The organism is Paenibacillus sp. J22P143 (assembly GCF_059692035.1).
Window position 1 is genome coordinate 147803 of sequence record NZ_JCAUAQ010000009.1, and the last position, 20564, is coordinate 168366.

The 20564-nt window shown below is 45.4% G+C and carries 19 protein-coding genes; 18 read left to right on the top strand and 1 reads right to left on the bottom strand.

Features of this window, described 5'->3' with window-relative positions; genetic code table 11:
• Positions 1 to 47 precede the first annotated feature (47 nt).
• From AC58PQ_RS15605 to obgE, 18 genes are all read left to right on the top strand, one after another.
• A complete protein-coding gene (locus AC58PQ_RS15605; RefSeq protein ID WP_497242980.1) occupies positions 48 to 650 on the top strand; it encodes a Maf family protein in 603 nt (200 codons plus the stop codon).
• Between the two features lie 120 nt (positions 651 to 770).
• Positions 771 to 1220 (top strand): RrF2 family transcriptional regulator, encoded by a 450-nt coding sequence (locus tag AC58PQ_RS15610; protein ID WP_497242982.1) that lies wholly within the window; start codon positions 771 to 773, stop codon positions 1218 to 1220.
• Between the two features lie 111 nt (positions 1221 to 1331).
• Entirely contained in the window at positions 1332 to 2021 is a 690-nt protein-coding gene (gene radC / locus AC58PQ_RS15615; RefSeq protein WP_497242984.1) for a RadC family protein, read from the top strand.
• 36 nt (positions 2022 to 2057) lie between these two features.
• On the top strand, positions 2058 to 3092 hold the full coding sequence (locus AC58PQ_RS15620; RefSeq protein ID WP_497242986.1) for a rod shape-determining protein: 1035 nt from the start codon (positions 2058 to 2060) through the stop codon (positions 3090 to 3092).
• A gap of 21 nt (positions 3093 to 3113) precedes the next feature.
• Positions 3114 to 3977: a rod shape-determining protein MreC gene (mreC, locus tag AC58PQ_RS15625; RefSeq protein ID WP_497242988.1), complete on the top strand. Its 864-nt coding sequence runs from the start codon at positions 3114 to 3116 to the stop codon at positions 3975 to 3977.
• A gap of 13 nt (positions 3978 to 3990) precedes the next feature.
• The gene (gene mreD / locus AC58PQ_RS15630; RefSeq protein WP_497242990.1) at positions 3991 to 4518 is read left to right on the top strand and encodes a rod shape-determining protein MreD; all 528 of its coding nucleotides are present in this window, start codon (positions 3991 to 3993) and stop codon (positions 4516 to 4518) included.
• 72 nt (positions 4519 to 4590) lie between these two features.
• Positions 4591 to 5250: a septum site-determining protein MinC gene (gene minC / locus AC58PQ_RS15635; protein ID WP_497242992.1), complete on the top strand. Its 660-nt coding sequence runs from the start codon at positions 4591 to 4593 to the stop codon at positions 5248 to 5250.
• A 38-nt stretch (positions 5251 to 5288) separates the two neighbouring features.
• Positions 5289 to 6083, top strand: a complete 795-nt coding sequence (gene minD / locus AC58PQ_RS15640) for a septum site-determining protein MinD (protein WP_056610363.1) — start codon at positions 5289 to 5291, stop codon at positions 6081 to 6083.
• Between the two features lie 7 nt (positions 6084 to 6090).
• Positions 6091 to 7245: an FtsW/RodA/SpoVE family cell cycle protein gene (locus AC58PQ_RS15645; RefSeq protein ID WP_497242994.1), complete on the top strand. Its 1155-nt coding sequence runs from the start codon at positions 6091 to 6093 to the stop codon at positions 7243 to 7245.
• A 337-nt stretch (positions 7246 to 7582) separates the two neighbouring features.
• Positions 7583 to 13549, top strand: a complete 5967-nt coding sequence (locus AC58PQ_RS15650; protein ID WP_497242996.1) for an alpha-amylase family glycosyl hydrolase — start codon at positions 7583 to 7585, stop codon at positions 13547 to 13549.
• 116 nt (positions 13550 to 13665) lie between these two features.
• Positions 13666 to 14538: a peptidoglycan DD-metalloendopeptidase family protein gene (locus tag AC58PQ_RS15655; RefSeq protein ID WP_497242998.1), complete on the top strand. Its 873-nt coding sequence runs from the start codon at positions 13666 to 13668 to the stop codon at positions 14536 to 14538.
• Complete coding sequence (locus AC58PQ_RS15660) at positions 14531 to 15406, top strand: M50 family metallopeptidase (RefSeq protein WP_497243000.1); 876 nt, start codon at positions 14531 to 14533, stop codon at positions 15404 to 15406. Before AC58PQ_RS15655 ends, AC58PQ_RS15660 begins: the two co-directional genes overlap by 8 nt.
• Positions 15407 to 15429: 23 nt before the next feature.
• Complete coding sequence (locus AC58PQ_RS15665) at positions 15430 to 16593, top strand: Rne/Rng family ribonuclease (RefSeq protein ID WP_497243002.1); 1164 nt, start codon at positions 15430 to 15432, stop codon at positions 16591 to 16593.
• A gap of 156 nt (positions 16594 to 16749) precedes the next feature.
• Positions 16750 to 17061: a 50S ribosomal protein L21 gene (gene rplU, locus AC58PQ_RS15670; protein WP_028555793.1), complete on the top strand. Its 312-nt coding sequence runs from the start codon at positions 16750 to 16752 to the stop codon at positions 17059 to 17061.
• A gap of 11 nt (positions 17062 to 17072) precedes the next feature.
• Positions 17073 to 17426, top strand: a complete 354-nt coding sequence (locus AC58PQ_RS15675) for a ribosomal-processing cysteine protease Prp (RefSeq protein WP_497243004.1) — start codon at positions 17073 to 17075, stop codon at positions 17424 to 17426.
• A gap of 7 nt (positions 17427 to 17433) precedes the next feature.
• Positions 17434 to 17745 (top strand): 50S ribosomal protein L27, encoded by a 312-nt coding sequence (gene rpmA / locus AC58PQ_RS15680; protein WP_171686887.1) that lies wholly within the window; start codon positions 17434 to 17436, stop codon positions 17743 to 17745.
• 47 nt (positions 17746 to 17792) lie between these two features.
• Positions 17793 to 18689, top strand: a complete 897-nt coding sequence (locus AC58PQ_RS15685) for a Spo0B domain-containing protein (RefSeq protein ID WP_497243006.1) — start codon at positions 17793 to 17795, stop codon at positions 18687 to 18689.
• A 15-nt stretch (positions 18690 to 18704) separates the two neighbouring features.
• Positions 18705 to 20009: a GTPase ObgE gene (gene obgE, locus AC58PQ_RS15690; RefSeq protein WP_497243008.1), complete on the top strand. Its 1305-nt coding sequence runs from the start codon at positions 18705 to 18707 to the stop codon at positions 20007 to 20009.
• A gap of 113 nt (positions 20010 to 20122) precedes the next feature.
• Here obgE and AC58PQ_RS15695 read toward each other — a convergent pair.
• Positions 20123 to 20564 (bottom strand): transposase (locus tag AC58PQ_RS15695; protein WP_497243010.1); only part of this gene is annotated, 442 nt, incomplete at its 5' end.

Genomic DNA, 20564 nt, shown 5'->3' on the forward strand with positions numbered 1-20564 from the left:
CAGTTGAACATGTAAATTGATTGATTATAATTTAGGAGTTGTTAATTTTGCGTACACCAGACCATGTAAGACTTATTCTTGCTTCTTCGTCGCCGCGGAGGCAGGAGCTTATTCAATCGTTCGGACTACCTTATATGATTCGGGTGAGTGACGCGGATGAGTCCGTCGAACAAAAAATAACGCCATCTGAGCTCGTTGAGTTGCTTTCTTTGCGTAAAGCTTCCACAGTCAGAGAAATGCTGGAAGAGCAAGATAAACGCGGCATTATCATAGGATCGGATACGGTTGTTGTGCATAACGATGAAGTTCTTGGCAAACCAGTTGATGAACAAGATGCCTTCCGCATGCTGAAAGGATTACAAGGGAATATACATCAGGTATATAGTGGTGTTGCCTGCGTGGATGCTGCTACAGGTCAACAAGTTGTCTCGCATAGCATGACCAACGTACGAATGAAGCCGATGTCTGACGAACAAATTTTGCGCTATATTGCAACGGGGGAACCCAAGGATAAAGCTGGCGCTTACGCGATTCAAGGGATTGGGGCAACGATCATCAGCGGAATAGAGGGGGATTATTTCACGGTTGTAGGGCTCCCGCTTTCCTTGTTAAGTGATCTACTTCTGACGTTCGATATTCAAGTGTTGTAACACGATTTTCAAGCTTATCTATTCTAGTCACAAATAGGGGGATTGGATTGACTGACTAATCTGTAAAGGTTACAATGACAGTAAGCGACATGACTTCGCATTTTTCTGGGAGGTACGGCCATGAACAGCGAATTTACAATTGCCGTCCACAGTCTGGTTCTGTTAGCTCACTTGCCTGATCATATGGCAACTAGCGAAGAAATTGCAGTTAATGTGTCTACCCATTCTGCACGAATTCGTAAAGTCATGGGTTTTCTGCGAAAAGCAGGCTATGTGTCAACGAAGGAAGGCATCGGTGGCGGTTTTATTTTAAGTTGTAAGCCTGAGGAAGTCACACTCGGGGAGATTTACCGATTAACATGCCAAGGTTCATTGAAGCCAAGTTGGTGCTCTGGTGATGAGTCTAAGCCTTGTATGATTTCATCCAAAATGGATCGATTGATGGGTAAGGTTTTCACCGATGCTGAAAAGCAGATGGAAAATTACTTTGATGGTCATACAATCGGCAGCATGCTTGAACAAATAAGGACATTTGAATGTCCGCAATCGAATACTGAATCTCCATCCTAGAAGCCCTCGGATCTTACAATCCGGGGGTTTTATGTTGTTTTTAGGGGTCAATACCTGCATGCATGGGATAGCAATAAGTAACACAACCTACATTACGGAAGAGGGGAAAACATGGAAAGCTCAAGCTTAATGCTGCGAGAAGTTCCGATCGAAGAAAGACCGCGGGAGCGAATGCTCCAATTGGGGGCGGGGGCGTTAAGCCATGCTGAGCTGCTTGCCATCCTATTAAGGACTGGGACCGTAGCGGAATCAGCTATTCATTTGGCGAGCCGGATTCTAAGTGAAAGTGGTGGACTTCGCAGTCTTGTTGATATGAGCAAGGACCAGCTCACACAAATTAAGGGCATTGGAGATGCGAAGGCTCTTCAAATTATGGCAGGAATTGAACTAGGTCGCAGGCTGGCCAAAAGCTCGTACGAGGAGCGGGTTACGATTCGCTCCCCCAAAGATATTGCAAATTTAATGAGCGAGGATTTACGGTATTTACAAAAGGAGCATTTCGTCTGTTTGTTTCTGAATACCAAAAATCATGTCCTTGCGCAAGAAACCTTATCGATGGGCAGCTTGAACGCTTCCATTGTTCACCCTAGAGAAGTGTTCCGAGCAGCTATTAAACGAAGTAGTGCTTCGATCATCTGTGTACATAACCATCCAAGTGGAGACCCAACCCCAAGTCCGGAAGATATTAGTCTGACGGGGCGATTAGTAGAAGCTGGAGCCATAATTGGTATTGAAGTGTTAGATCATGTTATCATTGGAGATCAGAGATTTATAAGTTTGAAGGAACAAGGCTTTATGTAATATAATAGAAAACGCAACAGGAAAGGAGCCGTTTGTATGTTTGGTGGTTTTACGAAAGATCTTGGCATTGATTTGGGTACCGCGAATACGTTGGTGTATGTGAAAGGCAGAGGAATTATCGTTAGGGAGCCTTCGGTGGTTGCCCTTCGTACTGATACGAAAACAATTGAAGCAGTGGGTGAATCGGCCAAGAAGATGATTGGGCGTACCCCAGGGAATATCCGTGCAGTTCGTCCGATGAAAGATGGCGTCATTGCCGATTTCGACACAACAGCAACCATGATTCGTTACTTTATTCGACAAGCGCAGAAGCAACGTTGGTTGTTCCCTCGTCATCCGAATGTCATGGTATGTGTACCGTCGGGGATTACAGCTGTGGAAAAGCGTGCTGTTGAAGATGCAACGAAGCAAGCAGGAGCAAGAGAAGCCTATACGATCGAGGAGCCGTTCGCTGCAGCGATTGGTGCAGATCTTCCTGTATGGGAGCCGACAGGGAGCATGGTCGTTGATATTGGCGGAGGGACGACGGAAGTTGCGGTCATCTCGCTTGGCGGTATTGTAACCAGCCGCTCCATTCGTATCGCTGGCGATGAAATGGATGAAGCTATTATTCAATACATTAAACGTACGTACAATCTCATGATCGGGGAACGTACAGCAGAAACGTTGAAGATCGAGATCGGTTCGGCTCTAAATACAGATAAGGCGGAATCGCTTGAAATTCGTGGTCGTGACCTTGTTAGCGGTTTACCGAAAACAATCAGTGTAACATCGGTTGAGATTACAGAATCGTTGTCTGACACGGTAAGTGCCATCGTGGATGCCGTGAAGGTCACACTTGAGAAATGTCCACCAGAGCTATCTGCGGATATTATGGATCGCGGTATTGTGTTGACAGGTGGAGGCGGATTACTGCGTAATCTGGATAAGCTTCTAGCAAGAGAAACGGGGATGCCCGTTATGGTCGCTGAAAATCCGTTGGATTGTGTTGCAATTGGAACGGGGCGAGCATTAGAAAATATTCACTTATTTAAAAACAAATCAGGAACGGGTTCGAGGTATAAGGGTTAATTTTCGTTAGAAGGTGCTAATTTGTTTAAATTGATGGGAAATAAACGACTCATTTTTCTTATGTCCGGATTAGTCTGTTTCTTTATTTTAATGGGACTAACACTTGGAAATCGAGGGCCAATGACATGGCCTGAGAAATTTGTCAAAGACTCCGTTTCATGGACGCAAGGACTCTTATACAAGCCCGCTGCGCAGGTAGCGGGTTTCTTCGAAGATATCAGGCACTTGCGAGTCATTTATGAAGAAAACAAAACATTGAAGCTGACACTCACACAGTATGCGCGAGATACACAGCGATTGAATGATCTTGAATCGCAAAATAAGCGTCTGTTGGATGAGCTTGGCTTTACAGAACGTCAACGCCAAGCTAACAATTACACATATCGTATTGCAGAGGTCGTCACCATTGATCCAGACCCGTACAATAGCACCGTAACGATTAATTTGGGTGATAAGGATGGGATTAAGGAGAACATGGCGGTCATGACGGTCGATGGCTTAGTAGGTAGAGTGAGTAAAGTATTTGGGTTTCACTCCAATGTACAACTTTTAACGGAGACCAATGATACGGATAACAACTCGAAAGCAATTGCCGTTACAGTCAAAGGTTATGATTCTCAGCCATTTGGGATGATCGAATCGTATGATCCTAAAGTAGGTGAGTTGGTGATGAATAAAGTCGAACATGCGGACGACATGAAGGTTGGCGATACGATTATTACATCTGGCTTGGGGCAGGTTTTTCCAAAGGGGATAGAAGTAGGTACGATCTCATCCATTGGGCCTGGGGAATTCGGCATAACCTACAAGGTCATGGTGAAGCCAAAAGCCTCCTTTAATCGGATCCGTGAAGTGTTCGTCGTTGAAGTTCCGGAAGTGAAATGAGGTGAGCCGACAAGTGAATAGACAGGTTTTATGGCTCATCCTGTTTGGATTGTTTATCCTTCAAGGCAGTTTAGTGGTTTGGCTGTTGCCAGCCTCATGGCAATCGATCGTCTTTGTAACACCGCATTTAACCTTGGTATTCATCATGTTTATTGGACTTTTTCATCATCGTCATGCGGCTTTATTGTATGGACTTCTGTTTGGATTACTACATGATTTCACCTACTACGGTGCTATGCTTGGCGTATATTCCTTTAGCATGGGGCTCGTTGGTTACTTGGCAGGACTAGCGCAGCGTAAGCAACCTAATTTAATTTTTTACAACTTGCTTATCACGAGCTTAGGCTTGCTCATATTTGAGTTTCTCAACTACGGGATCAACCGCTTATTCAAACTAATTGCCATAGATTTAAATTTTGCTCTCACCCATTACATGCTCCCAAGTGTTCTATTTAATTTACTTGTGGCCTTGATTTGCTATGTTCCCATTCGTAAACTGCTTGAAGGAAAACGACTCGCAGCTTCAGGGAAGGAAGATTAATTTTCCAGGCTATAAGCAGGAAAAACTAGAACAAGGGCCGAAATGTATAGGTTGGGAGGTCGTCATGCCATTATGTCTGTAGCGAAGCACCATGTGATGATAAAAGGGGTCAAAGATGGCCTAGTTTTTTTACTAAATGACGCATGCGATTGGCAAGAGCTGTTGCAAGAGCTGCAACACAAGCTCGAGAAAACGCATCAACAAATATTAACGGGTCCTATAATACATGTGAATGTCAAATTGGGCAGCCGTGAGGCCACGGATGAGCAGAAGGAAGAGATTCGTTCTGTCATTAAGCAGAAGGGGAACCTCTTGATTCAATCGATCGAAAGTGAACCACCTAAGATTGAAGCACCTGTGGAGCCTAAGGTTACCATGACCACGCTACGAGGGATGATCCGTTCGGGACAAACTCTTCATAACGAAGGGGATTTACTATATTTAGGTGATGTTAATCCAGGTGGAAATATAACCGCCACAGGAAACATTTACATCATGGGATCACTTCGCGGTATGGCTCACGCGGGTACAGAAGGGGATGAGAAGGCAATCATTGCTGCTTCTCATATGCGTCCTACACAATTACGAATTGCCGGAGTGATCAGTCGTTCTCCAGATGAGTGGGGGATCGAGGAGGCATTCATGGAATTTGCCTATGTGAAGGATGGTAAAATGGAAATCGATAAGCTGCATCAGCTTCATAGGATTTGGCCGGATGCTCCTGTTAAATAACTATTTTAAACAAAAAAACTGTGTCTGGGGTGAGGAATATGGGAGAGGCTATCGTTGTTACCTCAGGTAAAGGCGGCGTTGGTAAAACGACGACTTCCGCAAATCTGGGGACCGCACTCGCGCTTCTTGGGAAGAAAGTATGTATGGTAGATACCGATATTGGATTACGTAATCTAGATGTGGTTATGGGTTTAGAAAATCGGATTATTTACGATCTTGTTGACGTTGCGGAAGGGCGTTGCCGATTGCCACAGGCGTTAATTAAAGATAAGCGATTTGACGAGTTGTATTTATTGCCGGCCGCTCAGACGAAAGATAAACATGCGGTCACTCCTGAACAGGTGCGGACGATTATATTAGAGCTCAAAAATGATTTCGAATACGTCATTATTGACTGTCCGGCAGGAATTGAGCAGGGTTTCAAAAACGCGGTTGCGGGCGCAGACAAAGCAATTGTCGTGACGACACCGGAAAATGCTGCGGTGCGAGATGCGGATCGTATTATTGGTTTGTTGGAGAATGAGAAAATATCTTCACCGAAGCTTGTGATTAATCGCATACGTCCTCAGATGGTGAAGAAGGGCGAGATGCTGGATATCGATGAAATCTGTTCGGTACTTGCCATTGATCTGTTGGGGATTGTGCCGGATGATGAGCATGTCATTAAGGCTGCTAATTTAGGTGAGCCAACCGTGATGAACCCATCGTCACGCGCAGCTATCGCGTATCGGAATATTGCCCGGCGTATCGTTGGGGATACGGTGCCACTCATGCAGCTTGAGGATAAAACCGGCTGGGTAAAACGTATGAAAAAGTTTATTGGAATAGGATGATTGTTCTGTGTTTGCCAAGCTGAAAAACATTGATATTCCAATTGTTGTCATTCTGATTGCCTTTATGGTTATAAGTACGATGTTGGTCTACAGTGCTTCTGTGGATCATCCGAAGATTAACATCGGCATTACGAAAATTTTGGTCTTATACGCGGTAGGGTTAGTCGCTTTCCTAGCCTGTAGTTTGTTCGATTACCGTGTTCTTATTCGAATTGCCCCATACCTGTATGGGATTGGGATTGTCTCTTTGATTGCTGTTTATTTTTTCGGTATAAGAATCAATAGTGCACGCGGCTGGTTTGAGATTCCAGGCACTGGTGGTATGACTTTTCAGCCAGCGGAGCTCGTCAAGCTGATCCTGATTATTTCCATTACAGCACTCCTTGCCAGACGTGGAGGTGACTATCTCCTAGTTAAAAATGATATTATTCCTGTTGGGCTAGCCGTCCTAGTCCCTTTCGTGCTTGTTCTTATTCAGCCCGATCTAGGGAATGCGATTATATTTATCATCATTTTGCTCGGGATGCTGTGGATTGGGAATATCAAATATTCGCAAGTTTTGATAAGTATCCTAGTCGTGGCAGGCGTAGGATTCCTCATGTTGACGCTATATAAACATTTCCATGCCAGCTTGTTAGACATGCTTAAAGGCTACGGTTTCAGCCACTGGATGGATCGAATTGATACATTCCTCTATCCGCAGGATGTCTCCGATGATGATAGTTATCAGGTTCGTAACGCGGTAAGGGCTATTGGCTCGGGCGGCCTAGAAGGAGAGGGTTTTTTGCATGGGACTTCCGTGCATAGTAACTTCATCCCCTTCGCTTATTCCGATTCGATCTTCGTCGTCGTAGGAGAAGAGTTTGGCTTTCGTGGGTCTGCTGTTCTTTTGCTTATTTATTTCATGCTAATCTACCGGATGATTCTGATCTCTATCCAAAGTTCTCAGCTGGGTGGAGCGTATATCGTCGTTGGTGTTGTGTCCATGTTCGTATTTCAAATTTTCGAAAATGTCGGTATGATGATCGGTATTATGCCGTTGACAGGTATTACACTTCCTTTCGTTAGTTATGGGGGGACGTCGCTCCTCATCAATATGCTTTCGCTTGGTCTCGTCATGAGTGTGAAGCTGCATCAGGAGCGTGCCCCCGAATTGTTTTAAATGATAGAATCACTGGAAAGTCCGTGACCCTACTTGGGACGCGGGCTTTTTTTTTGTGCAAAAAAACATCAGTTTGCACATAATAGAAATGAAAGTTGTGCGTATTTTTAAAATAAAATCAATTGACAATAAAGCGTTTTCAAAATATAGTTATTTTACAAATACATCTTTGAAATGCTTTTAAAACCTAAGGGCAATGCTTTCTGGACGGTGTCTCCGTCTGGAACAACCCCGTTATCTCCTGTGTGAGATGGCGGGGTTTTGCGTTGAAATGGATAGGTCTCCTTCTTCCATTTGCGCAAACGATTGCACAATTAAACGAGGAGGAATTGCAATCATGAAGGTATCATCATCCAAAAGGGGCTTGTCTTACACAGCTCTTGTTACAGCACTGCTGCTGATGTTGCAGTTGATGGTCAGTTTATTTCCGCCAATAGCCAAGGCAGCGGGGATACCTATTGAAACAGGGATTGAACAACCAGGTGGAAACACACAATGGTATTTGGCCGGCAGCTTTCAAGGCTGGAACAATCAGAATCCTGACACAAAGATGAAGCATGTTGTTGGCGATTACTATGAGTTTTCACGTGATTTAGAGGCTGGTCATCATGAATTTAAGTTTGTTAAAAATGGGACATGGGATGGCTTTAGCGATAATGGCAACAATTTTGCCTTCGATCTGGCTAACGCCACCAAGGTGAAGTTCTATATCAACGAAGCACTGAACAAGGCGAAAATTTCAATTCCGGGTGTTCATGGCTTGGAGCAATATGTACCACTTAAGGCTGATAACCAGTGGCCTAGATTAGTGGGTTCTATTCAGAAATTGTTTGGAGAGCCGGAATGGGCGCCTCAACAAGCGGCGCAGTTCTTCGTAGACTACAATCTGGATGGTACGGTCTATAAGTTGCAGCGCACGGTTCCACCGGGAAGCTATGAAGCGAAGGTCGCATTTTCAGATGACTGGAATGGCAATGACTACGGTGGTGTGGATGGGAACCTTAAACTTGTAACATTAGATGAGGCGAACGTGACCTTTTCCATAGACTATTCTGCAGACAATAAGTTGCTATCCCATGATTACATGGCAAAGGACAGCGTGTTTGATGGGCAAATTAAGAAGGACGGCTTAACTTTTGACAGCCGATCCATCACGTATAAGAAGCCCTTTGGGGCGATCAAAGCGGGCGAAGAGGACGTGACGCTTCGAATCTCAGCGAACAAAGGCGATGTGCAATTTGCCAAGGCTGAGCTGACAGCGCCAGACGGTCTTTCGAATGCTTTTATGATGAAGAAGGCGACGACGGTTGAAGATAAGGATTATTTCGAGGTTCTTGTTCCGAAAAGTACGTTTGCGGGGAAAATTGGTATATGGGGTTACAAATTTATTCTAGTTGATGGGACCACCAAGATCGAATATGGCGATGATGGTTCTAGTGGTGCAACAGGCAGCACGAGCGAAGAGGGAGCTTTACCTTATAATTTGACCGTCTATGATCCGAATTACCAAACACCAGATTGGATGAAAAATGCGGTTGTTTATCAAATTTTCCCAGATCGTTTCTTCGATGGGAATTCAGCGAACAATCGAGCCAAGCTGGAAGATGGCGCAAGGGGTGCAGTGGAAAGCCAATATGCAACCTCGAAGAACGGGCAAAAGCTGCAATATTTTGACGGCGGTGTAGCTGGTGACCCTGCTAGCAATCAGATTTGGGGAACATGGAGCGATATCCCGGAAAATCCAGATCGGAAGTCACCCGTAAATGCTCCTTATTATCCAGAGGCCAAGACAGATGGGGCATGGACGAATGAATTTTATGGCGGGGATATTCAAGGCATTCAGCAAAAGCTTGGCTATCTAAAAGCGCTAGGCATTACAGCTGTTTATTTAAATCCTGTCTCCTGGGCAGCCTCCAATCATAAATATGATGCGACGGATTATAAGCATTTGGATCCGATGTTCGGAGTTCCGGTCTATAATACCCCTAATGATCCTACTTCTGGATTAGATTATACGAAGACACGCGAAGCATCTGATGAAGCGTTTCTAACCTTCACGAAAGCCGCGAAGGCTGTGGGGATCAAGGTCATTAATGATGGGGTATTCAACCACGTAGGTGATGATTCGATTTATTTTGACCGTTATGAGAAATATCCTGAGATTGGCGCTTATGAGTATTGGTCGAAGGTTTATGATCGAATGAATGTGAATCATGAATCTAAAAAACAGGCAGAAGAAGCGGTTAAGCAAGCTTTCATAGCGCAAATCAATCCGATGACAGGTCAACATTATCAATATCCAGCGGACTTCAAATATATGACCTGGTTCACCGTTTTGAATGAAAAAGAGAAAGACAGAGATGGGCCCAATCTTCATTACAAGTATGATGCTTGGTGGGGGTACGATTCCCTGCCTGTGATGGATGCGAAGGACCCGCAGTTGGTGGCCACAGAATTATTGCCTGCCGACACGATGTCACTTGCGGGTCAGCATGAGTGGAACAATATCGATTATCGCGATATGGTGATTGGTCATGATGTATCGGGACTGAGTCCTGAAGAAGCGCAACAAGAGATGCAAGCTGCGAACTCGCAGCGATGGCTTTGGATGGGGGCAAACGGTTGGCGTTTGGATGTGGCTCCTGATGTGTCCAGCGGTACATGGCAGAAGTTCCGTGAAGCTGTGAAGTCGACCAAAGGTCTGCCAGACGGCAATGGAGATCTGATCGAAGATCCGGTCCTTTTAGGCGAAGAGTGGGGAGTTGCGACAAGGTTCTTGCTTGGTGATCAGTTTGATTCTGTGATGAACTACAGGTTCCGTAGAGCGATTCAAAGCTTCATGAATGCTGGAAACAGCAGTGCGCTCAATGAGCAGTTGGAGTCCGTGCGAGAGGATTATCCGAAAGAAGCTTGGCTAGCGATGCTCAATCTTGTGGACTCCCATGATACAACGCGGTCTGCGACGATCTATGATCATCCGGAATGGGAAGAAGAGCATCTGCAGATTGCTCCTGAAGCCAGCTCGCGAGCGTTGAAGCTGCAAGAGCTTACAGCGATATTCCAAATGGGTTATCCTGGTGCGCCGACGATTTATTATGGAGATGAAGTTGGCTTAACAGGTACGAAGGACCCGGATTCGCGTAGAACATTCCCTTGGGAGCGCGTGACGAAACAAGAAAACGGAACTTATACAGGGAATGGGCAATATGCCGGCATTTTAAATGTGTACCAAAAAGCGGCTGCAATTCGCAATGAGAATGCTGTTTTCCGTACAGGGGATATCAAAGTTGCTTATGCGCAGGATGATGTCATTGTGTATGCTCGCAAAAATGAAGTGAAAGGTGCTTTGCTCGTCATTAATCGCAACGCAGATGCCAAAACAGTACGTGCTGATGTTGCTGGCTTCCTGCCTGAGGGGTTAACTCTAGTCGATCACCTGTATGGTCAAATACAAGGGACTGTAGTGAATGGACAGATTGAACTAACCATCCCGAGTCAAACGGGACTCATGATGGTGTCTACTGTAGACTTGCAGCTCGTTCCTCAAGTTACGAACAGTTCAGCTGTTGGAGGGGATCATCAAGTTGATTTAACCTGGGATGTTGTTGCGGGGGTAGATGGCTATCATGTGTATCGTGCGGCGATCGAGGGTGGTCAAGTCGTGTTAGTTGGGACGACGGCTACGACTTCGTTCGAAGATGCAGCCGTTGTTAACGGGACGAAATACTATTATGCCGTTACAGCGATTAAAGGGAGCGGAGAGAGCTTCTTAAGCGATATGGTTTCAGCGACTCCTGCCTTCCCAATAAGCTATTTAGGCACACCTTCCTCGGTCACGGATGTCGTCTACTTGCAAGTAGGCCATAAGGTAGGGAAGATTACTGTGGAGATTGGCGTAAATGGGGTAACGAATAATCCGGCTTATGATGGGAAGGAAGCAGCGAATATCATGGCAAGCTTAGTTTATTATAAGCAAGGCTCAGATCCTGCTTTTGCACAAGAATCTAAGCTTCGTTATGACTCGGATTCTTCCAGACGTAAGGTATATGGGGCTACATTTGAACCAACCGAGCCTGGTTATTATGAATATTTCGTGAAAGCCTCTATGGATAACGGAGATCGTTATTCGCAATCTCCAATAGTAACAGTAGAGGTAAATCCAAATAAGGATGATCAAACACCTCCAACTGCTCCAACGCTGTCCAATATAACTGTGGAGTCCAACCGTGTACAACTTAACTGGACGTTGGCGGATGAATCGGTTTCGGGCTATGAGGTTTATAAAAAAACAGTTACCGAGGCTACCTATCATAAAATTGCTACTGTACCTCACTCGCAAATGACCTATGTCGACTATGCTGTGAGCAATGATACGGCCTATACGTATTTGGTTGCAGCCTTTGATGCAGGTTATAATCGTGCTTTTTCAGGGAAACAGGCTGTAATGCCAAAATTGGTGATGGTGGACGTTCTGTTGAGGCTGCGTCTTCCCGACTATACGCCATCCACGGATGATATTTTCATCGCTGGCGATTTCAATGGTTGGAATGCAAGAGGGAACCAATTGCAGGTGCCGAGCGGGGCAACGGACCGCCGTATCGTCGAGTACAGCTTCAAGATGATGGCTGGCAAGGCGATTCAGTATAAATATACACGTGGAGATTGGAAGAAAGAAGCCTTTACAAGTCATACACGTCAAATCAACGATACGGTCGATTACGGCAATTGGGCGTATAGCTCCGAAAATACGAACATGCAGCTGACCATCAAGAACCAAGCCGATAACAAAATGGTGGTTGAAGATCACGTACTTCGATGGGTTGATATGCCGATGTCCATCTCGATGCCGCGTATTTCATTTGGTGATGATATCGTGTACGCCACGGCAGATAACAAGATGAATCTTAAAGCTGTTGTGCCTTATGGCGTTAACTTTACCATTAACGGCATACCTATACCTGCGGGATGTATGGATGCATATGGAAATGTCGAGCTGAACGACATACCTTTAATAACGGGCTTAAATACATTTGTGCTTCATATCGAACCAAGTGAGGAAACATTGAGTCAATCTTGGTATGAGGACAAAGGGAGGAAGGGGCAGGCGACAAAAACGATACAGATTTCTGTAACTAGGACTAGCGAGGATTCAATACCGCCAGAAATACCGACAGATTCATCGTTGTTACCTCCCGTATTGCCGGTAGCGGATCTGGATCAGCTTGTTACCTCCAAGGATTTCAAGAAACAAGACGATGGCAGTTTCGGGGTGAACTTGGATGCTGAGCACAATGGGATCAGAATTTCTATCGATGTTGTTAATGATTTAGGAAGTGCGCCAATTACGCTTAATAAGGCTGATATGTCTGTAACAATGCCTTCTGAGGTATTGGAAGCCGTTCAAGGTCTTGTTCCTGCGGAATCACTGAAGGATGCTCAGATCCACTTGAATGCAACGCCAGTCCGCAAGGAAGACAATGAGAAGCTGTTATCACAAGATGGAATAAGTCTCGCTAGTGTCGCGTATGAATTTACACTTTCTATCGTTACCAAAGAGAACAAGGTGTACACATTACGTAAATTTGATAAACCTATCACATTGACATTCAAGCTCTTGCCTGGCGTAGATCCTAAGCTTACAGCTGCTTATTATGTAAGTGATGATGGCACACTCGAATTCATAGGTGGAACGATTCAAGGTGACACACTTACGGTCAATGTGAATCATTTTAGTCAATATGCAGCTCTTCAAGTGACTAAAATCTATACGGATGTCGCGGCAGATCACTGGGCTTTCTCTGTTATTAAGGAGCTAAGTGCCAAACATATTGTAGAGGGCATGACAGACTCGTTATTTCAACCTGAAAACCAAGTGTCAAGAGCGCAATTCGCCGCGATGCTTATAAGAGCACTAGGCAAGGAGGCAGCAGGTACGCAGCCTTTCGTGGATATTCAAGAAGGTGCTTGGTATGCGGCATCCGTTGCAACTGCTTATAACCTTGGCATTATTACCGGACGTGATGAGCTCCACTTTGCTCCAGATGCACCGATTACGCGCGAAGAAATGGCGGCAATGATTGTGCGTGCATACGAAGTGAAGCATGGAGGCACCAAGCTTGCTTTGCCGAGCACAGTTACAAACTTTAACGATGACAACCTAATAAGTAATTGGGCGAAAAGTATCGTTCAAACTGCTGTCCATTTGGAACTCGTGCATGGCAGAGATAATTTTACGTTTGCTCCACAGGGCAATACGACTCGTGCGGAAAGTGCACAGGTGATCTACAATTTGCTTCAACACTAGGTTTTCTAACAAAGCTGCCGTGAGGTGGCTTGTTTTTTCTGCGTCGTAACAGTCACATAATCTTGTCCATCTGCTCATAGGCTGTAGTAATGAAAGTCTATAAGGAGGGGGATTCTATGGTTATAAAAGATAAAGTAAAGCAGCGCCGACTAGAACGTCTTCGCCATTTGCGAGAATCGTCGGAACTATCAATCGGGCATGGTGGGTCACTTTCCTCTCAGTCGGCCGAATACATGTTGCCATCACACCAGAAAGATGAAGTGCCGCTATCTGCTGATCCTGACTGGAGAAGGCGGATGGAGGATCCTGAGTTTGCATGGAGACAGAAACTCATGATGGATACAGCGAACGATGATACGGAAAGAGGCTTCTTAACGCCGCCGTCTCCTCGCAAAATCGCCTTCAAGCTGCTTATTAGCGGCGTGATATTTGCGAGTGTTTATGGGATGTTCCAGCTAGACAAGCCATGGGCAATCAAAGGGAAGCTGTATGTTACAACAGCACTTACGCAGTCATATGATTTTACGGCATTTTCCGCTTGGTATACCGATAAGTTTGGAGGGTCACCCTCTTTCATTCCTAGCTTTAATCGCACAGGTAATGAAGCTGTTATTGTAAGTACCTCGAAGCGCACGTTGTTCGCGCCAGTGAAGGGTACGGTGATGATCAGATACGATGGGACGATCCATAAAGGAGTCAATTTGAACACAGCTGATTTTGCTCCCGTGTATGCGATGGACACGGGACAGGTCATTTTCTCAGGTAATGCTGCGGATACGGGGTTAACGATCATGATTCGCCATCCAGGTGGACTGGAGTCTTTATATGGAGGACTTAGTGACGTGAGTGTAGCCGCAGGCGATTGGATGAAGGTTGGGGAGCCCATAGGAAAGGCATCTGCCAAAGATCCAGCGAAAGGGACCATGTACTTTTCTGTCATGAAAGAGGGCGTGATGATCAACCCATCGGATGTGATCACCTTTGATTAAATGGGCGGGGACGAAGTATCGATTTCATCCATTATTTACGTTAATCATGATTGGCTGTGCCTTTACTGGGTATTTTCTAGAGGCGATCACTTTATTCGGCATTGTTCTCATCCATGAGCTGGGGCATTTAACCGCAGCGAAAGGGTTCGGTTGGCGGGTTCAGGAAGTCCAGCTTCTTCCCTTCGGTGGTGTGTTGATTGTTGATGAGCTAGGAACTACGTCCACGCGCGAGGAATTGATCGTCGCGTTAGCAGGCCCCCTCCAACATGTATGGATGATCTTATTGGCGCTGCTGATGAAGTCATTCGATATCGGAAGTGGCAGCTGGTGGGACTACTTCATTGAAGCGAACCTCATGATCGGTTTATTCAATTTGATCCCCGTGATGCCGCTCGATGGCGGGAAAGTGATGCAAGGCTTGTTGGGTTATATCATGTCGTACCATAACACGATTGTCTACACGGTTTGGATCAGTATGATCATAAGCTTCTCGATCATTATTATGGCGATTATACAGCTCGTACAAGGACAGCTGCCGATCAATATTCTGGTTATTGGCTTGTTTCTTCTTGTTTCAAATTGGTATGCTTACCGGCAAATACCTTACCATTTCCTTCGCTTCCTAATGGGGCGCGGATTCCGGGTGGGGCAGCTGCTGAGCCGCGGTACAAGAGCGCAGCCGATTGTTATCACAAAGCAGCTAACGATGGCGGAGACGTTGAAGCTTTTTATGCGAGAAAAATATCATTTAATCTATGTAGTGAACGATGTGGGGCGCATTCAAGCCGTGCTGCCCGAGCAGCAAATTGTCGTCGGTTATTTAGATGGAAAAAAACCGGGGAGTGCAGTTTCCGATCTTTTCATGTAAAATAACTGGTGAGGTGAACGTGTATGAAGCAACTGATAATTCACTGCGCACCTGAACTTACACAAGCGGCATTGCTAGAGGATGGTCGTCTTGTGGAGTATGATACGCAGTATCCGCTTGAATCTCAACGGGCAGGCAGCATCTATATGGGCCGCATCGTTAACGTACTTCCTGGCATGCAAGCGGCATTCGTCGATATCGGACTTGAGAAGAATGCCTTTCTTTATATAGACGATCTCCTCCCTGTTCATTTGGACAAGCAACCTAAGATCAAGCCTTCCATTACAGAGATTGCTGAAGTTGGGCAAAGGCTAATGGTTCAAGTAAGCAAAGATCCGCAGGGCACCAAAGGGGCAAGAGTGACTACGCACGTTTCCATTCCGGGCCGTTGGATTGTTTATATGCCAGATGCTGATTACATTGCGATATCACGTAAAATTGATCTGGAAGCCGAGAGGCAGCGTCTGAAGCAGCTTGCAGAGGGTAACCTTTTGCCAGGTGAAGGTGTTATTATTCGCACAGGTGCGGTAGGGCAAAGTGAAGAAGCTATTCGAGATGATTTACAAAATTTACGTGATGTATGGAGTACCATTCTAGCGAAGCGAGAAGAGTCGGCTGTTCCTGCGCAGCTCTACCAGGACCTTGATCTCTTACCTAAGCTGGTTAGAGATGTGATATCCGACGAAGTTCAAGAAGTATGGATGAGCAATAATAAGGTCTTTGAAGAAATGAGAACCTTACTGCGCAAACAACAGCCAAGCTGGCGAGGCCGTATTGCTTTTTATGATCGTAAAACACCAATGTTCGATCATTTCGGTGTTACGGAAGAGTTGAATCAGAGCTTTCGTCGTAAAATTTGGCTGCCTAGCGGTGGGTATCTAATCATTGATCAAACAGAAGCGCTGACGGTGATTGATGTGAACACGGGACGTTACACGGGTTCGATTGATTTAGAGCAAACCGTGACGGATATTAATCGGGAAGCAGCTGTTGAAATTCCCAGGCTTTTGCGGCTTCGTAACTTAAGAGGCATCATTATCGTCGATTTTATTGATATGCATGCGGAAGATAATCGTGCGAAGGTCATGGCGAATATGGCGGAAGCTGTGCGCAAGGATCGCTCCAAGACAACGATAGTAGGATGGACCAAGCTAGGATTGCTGGAAATGACCCGCAAACGCAAATAAAAGGTTTGCATATGAATTAATTACTGTGATATAATACTCGGAGTGTGTTGTTTAGGCATGCTGTAACCGCACGAAACAGGTCGAAGTACGCGATTGGATTCCGTCCATTTCCGTCACCTGCACAAGGCGAGTCTGAGACATGAGGAGGTAATGAAAATGTACGCAATTATTGAAACAGGTGGTAAACAGTACAAAGTTCAAGAGGGCGATGTTCTTTACATCGAAAAATTGAACGCTGCTGAGGGTGAGGTTGTTTCTTTTGATCGTGTGTTCTTGGTTTCCAAAGAGGATGGCCTAGTAGTAGGTGCTCCATTGGTTGCAGGTGCTTCAGTTTCCGCGAAAGTGGAAAAACACGGCAAAGGCGCAAAAGTCATCGTTTATAAGTACAAACCGAAAAAGAACTATCACAAAAAGCAAGGTCATCGTCAACCGTACACAAGAGTAGTAGTTGAGAAAATCCAAGCGTAAGAGACAAGCCTATGATCTACGTGACCATAGAACGTCTTGCACCGGATTCGCCTCAAATCCTTTCTTTTGTAGTGGAAGGCCATGCTGAATATGACGTACCTGGCAAAGACTTGGTCTGCGCCGCGGTATCAGCGGTAACGTTCGGTACTGTTAACTCGATTGAATCAATTACGGGGATAATTCCAATTCACGAGATGGAGCGAGGCTTACTGGATGTTACAATTCCAGAAAGTGCGCGGTCTGTACCGGAGACATGGGGTAATATCCAGTTGATTCTGGAATCGATGGTCGTTATGTTACAAACGATTGAACTCACTTACGGTGACTATATAACGATTGAAACAATCTATCACAAAGGAGGATAACACCATGTTGTTGAAATTGGATCTCCAGTTTTTCGCTTCCAAAAAAGGGGTAGGTTCCACAAAGAACGGACGTGACTCGCACTCTAAGCGCCTTGGCGCTAAACGTGCAGACGGTCAAACTGTTACTGCTGGAAGCATTCTTTACCGTCAACGCGGTACGAAAATTCACCCAGGAACGAACGTGGGCATCGGTTCGGATGATACACTTTTCGCTTTGGTACAAGGCGTAGTGAAATTCGAGCGTTTAGGCCGCGATCGCAAGAAAGTGAGCGTATACCCAGTTGATGTAGCTCCAGTAGCTGCAGCTCTAGAAGCGTAATTAGAATCCCTGGTGAGCGACAGTTCATCCAGGGATTTTTTCTCAAGATGCATGGAAAAACCTCTAACCGTGATCACTCATTTCGGATGGTCGAGGGCAGAGGTTTTCTCGTTTGTTTGGTGAAGTTTACCAGTCAGCATGATATACTGGATGAACGGTTATTAAGCGGAGAACGGGGCGGGCGGATAATGAAGCAATTAGGCAGCGCGCAGGTCTATTTATTAACACTTGTGCTCATAGGATTGACTGGCATGTTGGTTACAGATCCCTGGATCATCAGAGTAGCATTAATACTAATCATTCTCATAAGCGGGTACACAGCTTGGAGATTAGAAGCAAGTAGAATGGAAGAGAAGTGGCGTTCGAAGCTGAAACAGCAAGAACAAGACGCACATCATCAGTTGATTGCCGTCGTAAATCGCTATCGGCATGATTGGATGAATGATACCCAAATTTTATTTGGTTATATCCAGATGAAGAAGTTTGATAATTTACGGCCTCTTATGGAAAAAATAAAAATGACTATGCAGCAGGAAAGCAATCTCTCCAGGCTGGGGATCCCATCTTTCATTGCTTACTTGCTTCAATTCCGTGTTCAGTCGAAGGCATTAGAGCTGAATGTGGAAGTCGAACAAGAAATTAATCTTGGACAACTCCCCCTCCAGAACGGACTGATTGAACGATTGGTTCGGCAAATGGTGGCATGCGTCCAAGAGCACACGGCCTTTGATGATGGGGAAAGTGGCACACTTAGCTTGGAATTTGATGTTCAAGAAGATAGCTTACTGCTTGATTTTGTATATCAAGGCCCCTATAATCGGGAGCAACTTGAGCAATCGGTTTTAAAATGTTTTTCATCGGAAGTATCCCAGTATTCGCTTGAGAATGATGAGTGGCAAGAGGGAGAGGCAGGTATCACCCTACGATTGCCGTTTCATATATAAAGTTGAGGTGTAGAAATGTTTGTTGATAAGGCAAAGATTTTTGTAAAAGGCGGCGACGGTGGTGACGGGTTAGTTGCTTTCCGTCGTGAGAAGTATGTACCAGAGGGTGGTCCTGCTGGTGGTGACGGAGGCAATGGCGGCGATGTTGTTTTTCGTGTAGATGAAGGCTTGCGTACATTGATGGATTTCCGTTATCAGAAGCACTTCAAAGCAGAGCGCGGCGAGAAAGGTCGCAACAAATCGATGCATGGCGCCAATTCGGAGGATATGATTGTTCGTATTCCCCCTGGAACGACCATTATTGATGATGATACACAAGAAGTGATTGCTGACTTAACTCGTCATGGGCAAGAAGTCGTCGTTGCTAAGGGTGGCCGAGGCGGAAGAGGGAATACTCGCTTCGCAACTGCACGTGTAACGGCTCCTGAGATTGCGGAGAACGGTGAAGAAGGCGTAGAGCGTTGGGTTATCCTTGAAATGAAGGTCATGGCTGATGTAGGTCTTGTCGGTTTCCCAAGCGTTGGTAAATCCACGCTGCTGTCTGTAGTATCGGCTGCGAAGCCGAAGATTGCAGCCTATCATTTTACAACATTAACCCCGAACCTCGGAGTAGTTGATGTTGGCGATGGCCGCAGCTTCGTTATGGCGGATTTGCCGGGCTTGATCGAAGGCGCACATGAAGGCGTGGGGCTCGGGCATGAGTTCTTGCGTCACGTTGAACGGACGCGAGTTATCGTGCATGTCGTGGACATGTCAGCCGCGGACGGACGTGATCCTTATGAGGATTTCATCAAAATCAATGAAGAAATCAAGCTGTATAATGCGAAGCTAGAGCAACGCCCACAAATCGTTGTTGCCAACAAAATGGATATGCCGGAGTCCGAAGATAACTTGGCTTTGTTCAAGGAGCAATTAGCTGCTGACGGCAAGGAATTGGCGATCTATCCGATTTCAGCTTTGACACGCGGTGGTGTTCAAGAGTTGCTGTATAAGATTTCGGATATCGTAGAAAGTATCCCAAATGCCCCAGAGGTTGAGGGTGTGGCTGGGACGGATGAGCGTAAGGTATATCGCTTTGAGAAACGCGAAGAGAATGATTTCACGATTCGTCGTGACAATGATGTATTCGTTATTGAGAGTCCATCGATTGAGAAATTGATCAAGCGGACGAATTTCACTACCCAAGATGGTATCGCGCGTTTTGCTCGTATTTTGCGTAACATGGGCATTGATGACGAGTTGCGTAAACGTGGCGCTGTCCATGGACAGACGATCCAAATCGGTGATTTTGATTTCGAGTTCGACGAGAACAATCTATAATAGAAGGCACTTATCCAAACGGGGCTGTTGACAAAATGGGTTGAGGATATTGTCCTCAACCCATTTTGTTGTTTTTATAGACTTTTTGTTAATTGTAAGGCCAACTATTCCATCTATACCGTGGCCTTAATCATTCGTTTGATGTTTAGTGCCAATGCCGAAAAGAGGCAGTGTTCCGTAGCGTTACGGATGCCCCGTTTATAGGTTCTGCTTAGATTGTGAGATTGTTTCATGATTCCGAATGTGCCTTCGCACCAAATACTCCGAAGACGTATGGAGTTTCGATATTCTTCGCTCTTAGCCCGATCTTTGTTGCGTTCTGCGGCTTCATGGAAAAGTGTTCGACGAATGACACGATATTTCTGCGATTTACTAAAACATTGTTCGCGCAAAGGGCATGCTTTGCAATCTTTGGTCTTTGCCGCATACACACTTCGATAAGGTTTTTTAATTCCATCACCTTCGACATACGTAAATTTCAATGTCTTTCCTTCAGGACACAAATACGTGTCTAATTCTTCATCATATTGAAAAGGTTTACCTTGAACGGCCTCG